General features: G+C 52.6%; 9 protein-coding genes. 7 read left to right on the top strand and 2 right to left on the bottom strand.

Annotated elements, in window-relative coordinates:
* The first annotated feature begins 331 nt into the window (after window positions 1-331).
* A complete protein-coding gene (locus tag LQV63_RS16410) occupies window positions 332-3,115 on the top strand; it encodes an endo-beta-N-acetylglucosaminidase (protein ID WP_233697538.1) in 2,784 nt (927 codons plus the stop codon).
* A gap of 148 nt (window positions 3,116-3,263) precedes the next feature.
* Here LQV63_RS16410 and LQV63_RS16405 read toward each other — a convergent pair whose 3' ends face one another.
* Together LQV63_RS16405 and LQV63_RS16400 are read right to left on the bottom strand one after the other, a co-directional pair.
* On the bottom strand, window positions 3,264-4,583 hold the full coding sequence (locus LQV63_RS16405) for a glutamate-1-semialdehyde 2,1-aminomutase (RefSeq protein WP_019421332.1): 1,320 nt from the start codon (window positions 4,581-4,583) through the stop codon (window positions 3,264-3,266).
* Entirely contained in the window at window positions 4,580-5,581 is a 1,002-nt protein-coding gene (locus LQV63_RS16400; RefSeq protein WP_019421331.1) for an LCP family protein, read from the bottom strand. Before LQV63_RS16400 ends, LQV63_RS16405 begins: the two co-directional genes overlap by 4 nt.
* A gap of 232 nt (window positions 5,582-5,813) precedes the next feature.
* Here LQV63_RS16400 and LQV63_RS16395 point away from each other — a divergent pair, with 232 nt between their 5' ends.
* The 6 genes from LQV63_RS16395 to LQV63_RS16370 all read left to right on the top strand — a co-directional run bounded on the left by LQV63_RS16395 (window position 5,814) and on the right by LQV63_RS16370 (window position 13,860).
* Window positions 5,814-6,905, top strand: a complete 1,092-nt coding sequence (locus LQV63_RS16395; RefSeq protein WP_233697537.1) for an ABC transporter ATP-binding protein — start codon at window positions 5,814-5,816, stop codon at window positions 6,903-6,905.
* Window positions 6,898-7,692: an ABC transporter permease gene (locus LQV63_RS16390; protein ID WP_019421329.1), complete on the top strand. Its 795-nt coding sequence runs from the start codon at window positions 6,898-6,900 to the stop codon at window positions 7,690-7,692. Before LQV63_RS16395 ends, LQV63_RS16390 begins: the two co-directional genes overlap by 8 nt.
* Before the next feature lie 9 nt (window positions 7,693-7,701).
* Entirely contained in the window at window positions 7,702-8,487 is a 786-nt protein-coding gene (locus tag LQV63_RS16385) for an ABC transporter permease (RefSeq protein ID WP_233697536.1), read from the top strand.
* A gap of 279 nt (window positions 8,488-8,766) precedes the next feature.
* Entirely contained in the window at window positions 8,767-11,163 is a 2,397-nt protein-coding gene (locus LQV63_RS16380; protein ID WP_233697579.1) for a S8 family serine peptidase, read from the top strand.
* Window positions 11,164-11,265: 102 nt separating this feature from the next.
* Complete coding sequence (bcp, locus tag LQV63_RS16375; RefSeq protein WP_019421326.1) at window positions 11,266-11,745, top strand: thioredoxin-dependent thiol peroxidase; 480 nt, start codon at window positions 11,266-11,268, stop codon at window positions 11,743-11,745.
* Window positions 11,746-11,931: 186 nt separating this feature from the next.
* Window positions 11,932-13,860, top strand: a complete 1,929-nt coding sequence (locus LQV63_RS16370; protein ID WP_233697535.1) for an AraC family transcriptional regulator — start codon at window positions 11,932-11,934, stop codon at window positions 13,858-13,860.
* Window positions 13,861-13,866 lie beyond the last annotated feature (6 nt).

Below are 13,866 nucleotides of genomic sequence, written 5' to 3'. Positions count from 1 at the left end.
ATTTGATTGGACAGTTTCCAGCAGAATCATCGAATACTGCTTGTTTGAGGGGAGAAGACTGTACTATTTCCAATGGAATCTTCATTTCCCAATTCAATCTGCACCGTTCGGGCTGAACGAAAGCGGAGCGCAGCCAATTTTCAGGGTAAATATTAAAGATTTGGTGGATCAATTAAAGATATCTCGTAAAATAGGAAAAACCATCCTTTCCACTGGATAATATAGGGGATACAATAAATCTGCATAACAAATTGTAAGCGCTAACATTTTTAATCGGCTCATGCATCCGGATATGGTTATTTATTATTTGGGAGAGAGGAAGAGGTATCGAATGAAACGATTGCAACCGACGGTTATGTCCAAACAACGAATGAAACGCAGCCTTGCCGTATTCATCAGCACGGCGATGCTGGCGGGCTCCTTGATGGGGTTTGCCGGTCAAGCGGAAGCCGCGCAGCCGCATTCTTCCTATTGGTATCCGAACACGCTCTTAGAGTGGTCTCCGTCAACGGACCGGGATGCCGCCTTCAACAAGGGCAGCGTTAAGCTTGTACAGGAGCGTGTGAAGGGTTATAAAGTAAATCCAAACGCGCTGGAGGACCCGAAATTGATGGCGCTCGCATCCATGTACCCGAATACGAGCGGGGTGCCTTCGCAAGGCTCTGAAAAATTCAATACATTTACATTTGGTTATTGGCAGTATGTGGATAGTCTCATCATGTGGGGCGGCTCTGCGGGCGAGGGCCTGATCGTGCCGCCAAGCGCGGATGTGATCGATGCCGCCCACAAGAATGGCGTGCCCGTTTACGGAACCGTATTTTTCCCGCAAAGAGAACACGGCGGCAAGCTCCAATGGCTGCGCGACATGCTGCAGCAGCGTGAGGACGGCTCGTTCCCGACGGCGGACAAATTAATAGAAGCGGCATCATATTACGGCTTCGACGGCTGGTTCATCAACCAAGAAACGCAAGGTGCCACGCCGCAAGACGCGCAATTGATGCAGCAGTTTTTGAAATATTTGCAGCAGCACAAGCAACCGGGCATGGAGATCATTTGGTACGATTCGATGATCAATCGAGGGCCCATATCCTGGCAGGGGGCGCTGACGGACAACAACAAAATGTTTTTCCAAGACGGCAGCGAGCGCGTGTCCGACACGATGTTCCTTGACTTCCGCTGGCAGTATTCCGGTTATGCGTTCCAAAATTCTCCTTCTGTCGCCCAAAGCTTGAACCGGAGTCCTTACGACCTCTATGCGGGCATTGATGTAGAAGCAAATGGATACAATGGAACGTTCAACATGCCTGCTTTGTTCCCGGGAGATGGTAAGGCAACGACTTCCTTGGGCATTTATCGCCCGGATTGGGCTTGGAACAGCTCGAAGACCCATGAAGAGTACATGGAAAAAGAGACGACGTTCTGGTCAGGCTATGAGCATAATCCGGCAGCGACGCCGCCGCGTCCGGGAGCCGGGGATGCAACGAAGCCGAGAACGTGGCGTGGAGCGGCCAACTATTTCGTAGACAAGAGCGTCATTACCGGTCCTGAATTCATCACTCATTTCAATATGGGGAACGGGCATCTATTCGCCGTGAACGGGGAAGTAGTCCGCAGCCGGGATTGGAGCAACCGAAGCCTGCAGGACATCCTGCCGTCTTGGCGCTGGATTGCAGAGTCCGAAGGGACGGGACAGGCGTTGCAGCCGTCCTTTGATTATGAGAACGCTTACTACGGCGGCAGCTCGTTGAAGGTGGCGGGTGACCTCCGGCCGGATTCGGCTACACACGTCAAGCTGTACAAGACGAACGTCCGGGTCGAGCCGACGACGGTCGTATCGGCTACATATAAAGCCAATGACGAGAATGCCAGAGTCCAGATCGGAGTATCCTTCGATGATGCGCCAGAGCAATATGTGTACCTGGATCCGGCAACCATCGAACTGGCGGACGGAACGAGCGTCACCGACACCGTATACAAGAACAAGTGGGTGCGTTCGACCGTGACGCTGGCGACGTATGCGGACCGCAACATTGCGGGCATTTCACTGAAATTCGATTCGCCGGAACCGATTGACAGCTTGCAGGTGAATATCGGCGAACTGTCCATCCGTAAGACGTATGCGAGTGCACCTCAACTTGGCGCGGTGAATGGTCTTGTAGTGACGGAAGCCGATTTCCGCGACAGCATCTATGGCGATGCCCGCCTCAAATGGGAAGCGCTGGGGGAAGAGGTGCTGTACTATCAAGTGTACCGCGTGAATCCGGACGGAGTCAGCGAGCTGGCGGGCGCGACGGCCAACAACGTTTTTTATGTTCCGGAAATGAAGCGCATCGATAAGGAAACGGCGACGACGCTGGAAGTCGTGCCGATTAACCGTCATTATGAACAAGGCGAACGCGCATCAGTCTCCTTCGAGTGGCCGGGTTACCCGCAGCCTACCGCCGATTTCGAAGCAGATAAGACGTTGATTGCGCCAGGCGATACCGTGAAGTTCACGGATAAATCGTCCGAGGTGACAGAGAGCTGGCTGTGGAGCTTCCCGGGCGGCCAACCGGAATCGAGTTCGGAGCGGAATCCGGCAGTTCGTTACGACAAGGAAGGCGTATATGAGGTGACGTTGACGGCGAAGAACAGCGAGGGCGAAGATTCGCTCACGAAGCAGCTCATTACCGTTACCAAGGATGCGGCCGGCGGCATCGCCGATTTGGCGCTGAACAAGAAGACGGATGCGAGCAGCTTCGTCAATTCGAACGAAGCACCACCGTTTGCCGTCGACGGCAATGACCGCACGAAATGGTGCGCGGTAGGAGACGGACCGCATTGGATGACGGTCGATTTGGGAGCCGTCCACCAAGTGAGCGAATTCGTCGTGAAGCACGCGCAGGCGGGCGGTGAAGGCGAGGCGTTCAACTCGCGCGCATTCCGGATTCAGCTGAGCCTGGACGGGGTAAATTGGAGCGATGCCGTCGAGGTGAAGGACAATACGCTTGGCGTCAGCAAGCATGCAATCAGCCTGACGAAGGCGCGCTATGCGAAGCTGATCGTCGATAAACCAACCCAAGGAGGCGATACGGCTGCGCGCATTTATGGCTTCGAGGTGCATGGCTTGAAGTAGCCGGTACAGACGTCGGCAATAGGGCAAAGCGGCAGTGGTATTGGAACGCATGCTGTCTTACAAAAATAACGTATGCTGTATACCGAAAGACGCCGGGCTGCATGGCAGCTCCGGCGTCTTTGCGTGAAATGGATGGACAGGTTGTGCTTTATGAGTTAGCCATGCGGCGGAACGATTCGTGCGCTGCCTCGATCGTGCGCTCGATGTCTTCGGCGGTATGCTCCGTCGTCAGGAACCATGCCTCATACTTCGAAGGCGCAAGGCAGATGCCTTGATCGAGCATGTGGCGGAAGAAGGCAGCGAACGCTTCGCTGTCCGTCTCTTGCGCTTCCGCGTAATTCGTCACCGGATGATCGCAGAAATGCGTCGAGAACGAGCCGCGGATCCGGTTGATGGTGAGCGGCACGCCGTAACGGTCGGCACCTTCCTGGATGCCTGCCGTCAAGCGGATGGACAACTCTTCCATCCGTTCGTACACGCCCTCCTCGCGCAGCACTTCGAGACAAGCGATGCCGGCGGAGATGGAGGCCGGGTTGCCGGCCATCGTGCCCGCCTGGTATGCTGGTCCGAGCGGCGCGACCTGTTCCATGATGTGCTTCCGTCCGCCGTAGGCCCCGATAGGGAGGCCGCCGCCGATAATTTTGCCCATGGCCGTCAGGTCTGGCTCGATGGCAGCAAAGTCAGGGAAGACGCGGTACGTCTGCGTCGATCCGTAATGGAAGCGGAACGCGCTGATGACTTCGTCATAGATGACGAGCGCGCCATACTCGCGGGCCAGCTTGCACAGCCCTTCGAGGAAGCCTGCCTGCGGCATGACCATGCCGAAGTTGCCCACGATCGGCTCGACCATAACAGCAGCTACGTCATCGCCCCAGTGCTCCAGCGCTGCCTTCAGGCTGTCGAGGTCGTTGAACGGTACGGTGATGACTTCACTCGCGATGCTCTTCGGAATGCCGGCGCTGTCGGGAATGCCCAAGGTGGACGGGCCGGAACCAGCGGCCACGAGCACGAGATCGGAATGGCCGTGGTAGCAGCCGGCAAATTTGATTACCTTCGTGCGCTTCGTGTAGGCGCGGGCGACGCGAATCGTCGTCATGACGGCCTCGGTGCCAGAGTTGACGAAGCGGACTTTGTCCATAGAAGGCACCGCTTCCTTCAGCATCCGCGCGAGCTTGATTTCTAGCTCGGTAGGCGTGCCGTACAGCGTGCCATTCTGTGCGGCACGCACAATGGCTTCGGTTACGTGCGGATGCGCGTGACCGGTAATGATCGGGCCGTAAGCGGCCAAATAGTCGATATACTTATTGCCGTCGACATCCCAGAAGTGAGCGCCTTGCGCGCGCTCCATAAATACAGGCGAGCCGCCGCCGACCGCTTTGAACGATCGGGAAGGGCTGTTCACCCCGCCGACGATATGCTCAAGCGCTTCTTCATATAGTTGTTCGGAACGATTTCGGTTCGTAGTCATGTAGACGAATCTCCTTTGTTCTTGATATCTTCGGATGCGGATGCTTTATTTTCCAAGGCGTCTTGAATGTACTGCTTCAGCTTATCATTATCAATGACTTGCAGCACGGCGGAATTGTTAATTGTCGCGTCAGCGACATTATCCATCGCCGGAAGCTGGTGGCTTGGCCCGATGGAGCTGTCATAGCCTAAGGAGGCCAGCTTAATAATGTCATCCGCCGTCAGGTTCGTTTCCACGTAGGGGGCGACCTCATTAATTAGGTGAGGGAGCTGAATAATGGACCAGGCCGATTTCAATTTGTCCGCGACAGCGGTTAACAGCTCGCGCTGCCGCTTTGTACGGGCAAAGTCGGACATGGCGTCGTATCTGAACCGGACGTACATAAGCGCGGTTTCTCCGTTCAGCAGCTGCTTGCCCTTTTTCAAGTCGATATCGTATTGATGCTTATCCGCCTTGCTGGTATACTTCATGTTCTTCTCCACTTCGAATTCAACCCCGCCCATGGCGTCGATGAGCTTGATGAAGCCTTGGAAATCCGTATATACATAATATTGGACGTCAAGTCCGGTAAATTCGCTCGCCGTCTTCATGGCAAGCTCGGGGCCCCCGTACGTCAGCGCTGCATTGATGCGATCTTTGCCGAATCCAGGAATATCCACATATGTGTCGCGCAATATAGAGAATAGATTTGCCCGTTTCGATTGCGGATCGAACGAGGCGAGCAGGATGGAATCCGAACGCGGAACTTCGTCCTTGTCCATGCCTCGCGAATCGCCGCCGAGGAGCAAAATATTGACGCGCTCCCTCCCCTCCCATTTCGGAGGCTCTACCGCTTTCCGGTCGGGAAGCTTGCTGACAACAGGTGTAAAACGGGACTCTTCCGGCTTCTTCTGCAGGTTGCCCAAGCTGTCGTACATGGCCCAAGTGTAGTATCCGACACTGCCGACAATAATGACGGTCATCACGGTTAGTGCGTGCTTCCAATACTTTTTCCACATATGTATCGTCCTCTCCTCATCCGGCGGTGAAAGAAGCGAAGTTCATGATGTCAGCTCCGGCGCATTCATTCAAGTCGTCGTACGTGCTATATTAAATGTTATGGATAATGACCCGCATCTTGTCTATCCAATTATAAAATCTTTATGATGTTGAATCAATTCGCGTCCAAGTGCGAGACTAAAGCAGTCATCGCTAACTACGCAAATCTACGAAAGGGTGAACCATACAGCAATGAATGCCATAGAAGTAAGGGATTTGCGCAAAACGTTTCACGTGCAAAAAAACCGCGAAGGGCTGAAGGGCGCTTTGCTTGATTTATTTAAAAGGGAATATAGCGAGGTGATGGCCGTCAAAGATATTTCGTTCACGATTCCGCAAGGAGAAATATGCGGATATATCGGGGAGAACGGAGCGGGGAAATCAACCACAATCAAGATGCTGACCGGCATTCTGGTGCCGACCGCAGGCGAGCTCCATGTAAACGGGTATATTCCGTATGCAGAGCGGGAGAAGTTCGTGCGCGGCATCGGTGTCGTCTTCGGACAACGCAGCCAGCTCTGGTGGGATATTGGCGTCATCGAATCGTTCCGGCTCCTGCGCAAGGTGTACCGCGTGTCAGAAACAGACTTCAAGCGGCGCTTGGATGAGCTGGTGGAACGGCTGCAGCTGCAGGAGCTCTTGAATCGTCCGGTGCGCAAATTAAGCCTCGGTCAGCGCATGCGCTGCGAGCTGGTCGCCTCCTTGCTGCATCAGCCGTCTGTGTTGTTTTTGGATGAGCCGACCATCGGCTTGGATATCGTCGTCAAGACAGAGATCCGGGATTTTCTCCAAACGCTCAATAAAGAGCACGGCACGACCATCTTGTTGACGACGCATGATTTGCAAGATATCGAGGCGCTCTGTACGCGTGTCGTTATGCTGGATGATGGACGCATCATTTATGACGGCAGCTTGGACACGCTCAAGTCCACATGGGGCAAAGGGCGCGAGGTTCGATTTCAATTTGCGAAGCCAATGCGGTCAGGGGATACAGAAGCGCTCACATCGGGCTTGGACGTTAATTGGACGATGGAATCGCCGTATGAAGCGAGCGTGTTCGTACCGTTTGCCACGAATGTGTCCGAGGTAATCGGGCAAGTCGTGGGCGGCGCCTCCATCTCGGATTTGAAGATTATCGAGACGAACACCGACGACATCGTGCGGGAAATATACCGTACGGGGAGCGCTGAGCTGCCGGAAGACCCAATGGCAGGCGATACTTCCGAGGCTGCCGCCGCCCGGGAAGAGAGCGAGAAGGAGAAGGAAGCGGTGACCCATGGCTAGCGCATATTTAGAGCTGATACGCATTCGATTTCTAATGATGCTCGCGTACCGCGTCAACTATTATTCCGGCATTTTAATCTATACGTTAAGCATCGGAGTGTACTATTTTACATGGCAAGCCATTTATGGAGGACAGGGGACCATTGCGGGCTTTACCGCGGATCAGATGACGACGTATATCGCCGTCTCTTGGATGGCGCGCGCCTTTTATTTCAATAACCTCGATCGGGAGATTGCCAATGAGATACGCGATGGCAGCGTAGCGATACAGTTCATCCGGCCTTATAACTATATTGTCGTGAAGATGATGCAGGGCTTTGGAGAAGGGCTGTTCCGGCTGCTCTTGTTTATGGCTCCGGGCATGGTCATCGCCTGCTTGCTGTTCCCGGTGCAGCTCCCGCGCGAACCGAAGCTGTGGCTTGTGTTTGCCTTTATGCTGTTCATGAGCTTTCTTATTAATTCGCAGTTGAACATCATTACCGGATTGACGGCGTTCTTCGTGGAAAATAACGAGGGCATGATTCGGATGAAGCGGGTCGTGGTCGACCTGTTCTCTGGCGTCATTGTGCCGATATCGTTTTTTCCGGGGTGGCTTATGCTGCTGAACCAATGGCTGCCGTTTCAAGCAATTACGTATTTGCCGAGCTCTGTCTTCACCGGCCGGATTGAGGATAGCCAGATTCTCACCGTCGTCGGCATCCAATTGCTCTGGTTCGTCATTCTAATTATTCCGATCGTCATCATGTGGCGCGCCGCAAGACAGCGGTTGTTCGTGCAAGGGGGGTAACGGCAGAAGATGTATTATATCGGACTCATCGGCGAATATTTGAAAAACTATATGAAGACGCGTCTAACCTACCGTGCGGACTTCTGGGTGGAAGTTGTGTCGGATCTGCTGTTCCAAGCGACGAATCTGATCTTCATCTTCATCGTCTTCATGCATACACCGACGCTCGCGGGCTGGACGCGTGACGAGATGGTGTTCGTCTACGGCTATTTCATGATTCCGTACGGCATATTCAGCTGCTTTTTCAATCTGTGGAGCTTCAGTGAACGATATATTGTAAAAGGGGAGATGGACCGCATTTTGACGCGGCCAGCGTATAACCTGTTTCAAATATTGCTCGAAAATGTAGACCCGCCAGCACTCATCGGTTCCGTCGTGGGCGCGCTCATTATGGGCATATGCTGGACGCAGCTCGGGCTCGACTTCGGCTTGGTAGAACTGCTGGTGTTGCTGCTGTTATTGGCTGGGTCTGTGCTCATCTACTTTGGCATTTATGCGGCGCTCACTTCCATCTCGTTCTATTCTGATGCGCCGACCGGCATATTGCCGCTTATCTGGAACATTCAGATCTACGGGCGGTATCCGCTCACGATATACAACCGCTTCATTCAAGTATTGCTGACATGGATATTGCCTTTCGCTTTCGTCGGTGTCATTCCAGCCTCTTATTTCATGACAGGCAAAGGGATGACACAGTTGGCGCTTCTCACGCCGATTATCGGCTTGCTGTTCCTTGCGATTGGCCTCACGATGTGGAATGTGGGCGTAAAACGCTACCGTGGAGCGGGATCGTAGGCTTTAATAAGGGTTGGAAAAAAACACCAAGCTTTCTTCGTAAAATGGCGAAGAAAGCTTTTTCTATTCTAGCAAAGAAAACTGTTGAAATGTATTATTTTCCTTTATATTATATTGATATACATTTTTGTTCAATCCTTCAATCTGCTAATCTTGATTTCTCCTAATTTTGCGGATTGTGTGAAAATGTAATAGTCAAATACGGAGGTGATGTTGTCAGTATTACTCGCATATGCGAGAGTATGCCAATTGAAAAGAGGAGGAATGAATTTGGTGAAGATGAAAAACAAAAAAGTGCTCTCTCTGGTGATGTCGCTTGCTATGGCGCTCAGTCTGATGAGTCCGGCGGCTGGGGCGTACGAGAGTCCCCCGTTGGGCGGGCAGCCTGATCCTGTGCTGCATCTGAGAACAGGCAGCGTGAACCTGCATGAAGGCTCATGGAACGACGGGCTTATGCAGGAGGAAGGGGAAGCGGAACGTCAATTGTTCGTTGTTCAATTCAATGATGTCATTACAGAATCATCCAAGCAGCTACTGCTCCAGAATGGAGCGGAAATCGGAGATTACCTTCCCGATTTCGCCTATCTGGTACGTATGAACCCACAGCAAGCCGGCAGCCTCGCCGCACACGAACTCATTTACAGCGTCACTCCATATCAAGCCGAATGGAAGGACGGCACCATTCTTTCTTCTCAGCACATCCAGCCAGACACCTACATTATCTCGGTATTTAGAGGAAGCGAATCCAGCGTGGCCGAATTGCTGCAACAGCAAGCGGCTGAATCCGCCATCGTGCACGAAGGCTACATCGAAGCCGTGCTAAGCGATGAGCAGATTCCCCAAGTGCTTCGACATCCGGACGTGACATTCGTCGAACCGAAGCCGAAAGAAGAGGTATACAACGATTTCGTAACCAATCAAATCGGCGCGTCTACGCCAACCGGCGTTTGGAGCCGCGGGCTGACCGGCAAAGGTCAAGTTGTCAGCGTGGCCGACAGTGGTCTGGATTCAGGGAATCTAAGCACGCTGCATAAAGATTTCGAAGGTCAGCTGCATGCTACGCCTGCCCCTAATCCGTCGACCGGGACATGGTCCGACACGAATGGGCATGGCACTCACGTGGCCGGCACGGTTCTCGGCAACGGAGCGATGTCTGACGGCAAGTATAGAGGAACCGCGCACGGCGCGAAGCTGCTCTTCCAAGCCATCGGTTGCGGCGGCGACTCGATATGCCCTGGCGATGTGCGGGAATTGTTCGGCACGGCGAAGCAGCAGGGCGCATCCATTCATACGAACTCCTGGGGAGCCCGCTTCAACTATTCGTACAATGCCAACTCCTCCCGCGTTGACGAATATACGTTTGGCAATAAGGACTTTACTGTATTGTTCGCAGCCGGGAACGATGGAAGCTCGAACAACACGGTTTCATCGCCAGGCAATGCCAAAAACACGATTACGGTCGGCAATCTGCTGAAAAGCAATCCGAATCAAATCGCCCCTACCTCCAGCAGAGGTTATGCCATTGACGGCCGGATAAAGCCGGATCTCGTCGTAACCGGCTCCAACATTATTTCGACTCGTTCCTCAGCTTCATCAAGACAGCCTAATCCGAACCAATACTACACGAGCCTGTCGGGCACTTCCATGGCAACTCCGGCCGTTGCCGGATCGGCAGCCATCGTCCGCCAATTTTATATCGACAAGAAGAATGTGACTCCATCGTCGGCACTCATCAAAGCTACGCTCATTAACGGAGCGGATGATGTAGGCTACGGCTGGATGAGCAGAGAGACGGGATGGGGCCGCGTGAACTTGGTCAATTCGCTCTCTCCGACGGACGGCAGACAAGGAGACTTCGTCGATAACAAGACGGGCTTGAAGACAGGTGACTCCACATCGTATCGCGTTAAAACCTCAGCCGGCAAACCGTTGAAAATCTCTCTGGTCTGGAGCGATTATCAAGGAGCTGTTCAAGCCGGCAAGCAACTGGTTAATGACCTCGATCTTGAAGTAAAGACTCCGAATGGCGAAGTATTTAAAGGCAACTGCTTTGTACAGAACACGGCAAGCTCTACATGCTCCAACTATGACCATGTGAATAATGTCGAAAATGTGTATGTGTCCACTGCGGCAACCGGTGAATATACTGTGACGATCAAGGGGTATAACGTGCCGCAAGCGTCGCAGCCGTTTGCTCTGGTCGTATCGGGGAACGAAGCCAAGATAGTCGGCGAAGGTCCGGATGAACCAGCGCCCGTGGAGCTGAAGGCGCCTGAGCAATTGACCGTAACGGCGCTGACTTACAACACGGTCAGCCTGTCATGGACCGATCTGAACGGGACTGGTCAAGGCATTAAGTACGAGGTGTACAACCAAGAGGAAAAGGTCGGGACTAGCGGAACAACGAACTATACCGTGACAGGACTTATCCCTGAGCAGACCTATACGTTTACGGTGAAGGCTGTTAGCGAACAGGGTAAGGCGTCTCCGCCGAGCCAATCGGTGACCGCGAAGCTGCCTGCCGAATTCGAGCCGTGGGAGGCGAGATACGCATACAAGTTGAACGATCTGGTGTCATATCAAGGCAGCATATACAAATGCATAACAGCACATACATCGTTGGTAAGCTGGGAGCCGCCTAACGTGCCGGCATTGTGGTCCCGCGTGCAGCAATAAGCTGATGGACAGCGGACGTCCCTTTTTGAAAATGGATGCGGCAAATGATAAGCTAGAGGCAGCAAAGCGGTGGCGATGGCCATCCGAAAGAGGTGTATACTGATGACGCAATCCGTTCAAGCGCAAGTCGGACAAATCGTACCTGATTTTACGTTGCCGGCTTCCGGCGGGCAGGACGTCCGCTTAAGCGATTACCGCGGCAAGAAAGTCGTCCTTTACTTCTACCCGAAGGATATGACACCGGGCTGCACGCAGGAATCATGCGATTTCCGCGATTACCACGGGGATTTTGCAACACATAACGCCGTAGTGCTCGGCATTAGCCCAGACGATCTGAAATCTCATGCTAAATTCATTGAGAAGCACAGCCTTCCGTTCACACTGCTCTCCGATACGGAGCACAAGGTGGCCGAACTGTTCGGCGTATGGCAGCTGAAGAAGCTGTACGGCCGGGAATATTACGGTATCGTGCGTTCGACCTTCCTTATCGATGAGGAGGGCAAGCTGGCCAAGGAATGGCGCAACGTAAAGGTGAAAGAGCACACGACAGAGGTGCTTGAGGCTGTGCGCATACTGGGATAACCGAATAATGAATAGGTGGAGCGGCTCAAGGTCTGGAGACTTTGGGCCGCTTTTTCTGTGGTATTGAGAGTGGTTATCATTTATAATAAGTGGCAATCGGTTTGCGGAAAGCGAATGCCTGGCGGGAACGATATTTTTGGCTGCGCAACGGACAACCGCAAAGGTCCATGAGGAGTTGAGCAGGTTATGAACCTGAGTGAACATATTGTGCTTTGGAACCACGCCTCGGTCAGGCTGATGGATATCCGGCACACAAACATGAAGGCCGGCGAGGAGCTGCAATTCTATAACCTTCCGGCCAGCTTTTTTTTATTTGCGGCACGCGGCGGCGCTCACGTGCAGTTGGACGGCGTGTCGTATCACACCAAGCGATTTCATTTGCTGCACGGCGGCAAAGGTACATGTTTGGACATTTACACAACAAAAGAGGAGTTTGAATATTATTTAATCTTGTACAAGGCTGTTATTCCCCTTCCTTGCAGGCAAGAGATTCTGGAGTTGATGAACCGAATACGTCCGTTTCAGCTTCAGTACAAAATTGTGCCGTACTCCCCGTTATCTTTTTTAGAAAAAATAGAAGAAATGGATCGAAAATGGCGAATGGCGGGCGAGTTGGAGCATTTTCATGTCAAAGCCCTGTTTTATCAATGTGTGTATGAGCTGCTGCAGCAGCTTCAGAGAGAAGGGGGGCACATAGTTGAAACGGGTCCTGTATCTCAAGCCGTACGATATATGCAAGATCATTATGAAGAACTCATTACATTGGACTCCTTGGCGGACAAACTCAATTGCAGTGTCGGTCATTTGGGCAAGTTATTCAAGAGCGAGATCAATTACAGCCCGATCCAATATTTGACGCAAATCAGAATAAAAGAAGCTAAGGAGCTGCTGCTTGCTTCGGATGCGACTCTGGAAGAGATAGCTATACGCGTCGGGTATCCGGACAAGTATTATTTCAGCCGGATTTTTAAAAAACATACGGGAACATCGCCCATTCAATTCAGAAACCGACTTGGCACGGTCGATAAAAATGCAAATCGTCCATTGAGATGGCGCAGAACATCCATTGGCGGCAGAAAGCTGGGGTATTATAGTAACAATGATAATAATAATCGTTATCAATGTTACAGAGAGGGAGATATACCCATGCTTAAAAGCACAAAGATGTTAGCCGCCATCCTGTTCTGTCTGAGCTTGTTTTTGAGCGCTTGCTCGGGAGCTTCGACAACCTCCGGGAATGTTACGGGAGGCGTTCAAGCAGCACCGGGACAGGAATCGCAGGCGGGAACGGCGGACAAGACCAGGACCATATCGACGATAAAGGGAGACATCAAGATTCCGGACAAGCCTCAGCGTATCGTCGTCGATCTCTACCTTGGCAGCTTCATCGCATTAAACGTGAAGCCGATCGGCACCCCGGAGAAAAACTTAAAAAATCCCTATTATTCCAATAAGCTCGAAGGAGTAGAAAATATCGGGGAATATGAAGCCATCTCGCTTGAGAAAATCGTGGCGCTGCAGCCCGATCTGATCGTTACGGGCAATGAGCCGGCATACGATTCATTCAGCAAAATCGCGCCGACAATTCTCGTTCCGTTCGGCAATCTGAAAACGGCGCATGAGGAAGTAGCCTACTTCGGCAAAGTGCTGGGAAAAGAACGGGAAGCGGAGGCTTGGCTGGCTGATTATGACAAACGGATTGCGGACGCACGGGCGAAGCTGGACAAGGTCGTGCCGGCAGAGGCGACATTTTCTATCATGGAAGACTGGGGCAAAATGGTAGGCGTGTTTGGCGACAACTTCGGCCGCGGCGGACAAGCCGTCTACCAGGCTCTCGGTCGTAAGCTTCCCGTCAAACACGCGGCGGAAATAATGGAGCAGCAGTCGGTGGAAGTATCGATGGAAGTCATTCATGAATTTGTAGGCGACTATATTATTTTCACTTCAGACAAGCATACGTACGGGGACTTGAAGTCCGATCCGATCTGGGGAACGTTGGATGCGGTCAAAAACGATCGTGTATATATTTGGAAGAGTGAGAAATCGTGGTATTTTGATCCGATTGCGACTTTGTCACAAATGGAGGAGCTCGCCGCATGGTTAGCCGGGGAGTAGCTCCAG

Origin of the sequence: Paenibacillus profundus, from assembly GCF_021369635.1 — a bacterium.
GTDB classification, from domain to species: Bacteria; Bacillota; Bacilli; order Paenibacillales; family Paenibacillaceae; genus Paenibacillus_B; species Paenibacillus_B profundus.
Note: the sequence above shows the minus strand (reverse complement) of the source record. Positions and strands in the feature narration are given on the sequence as shown.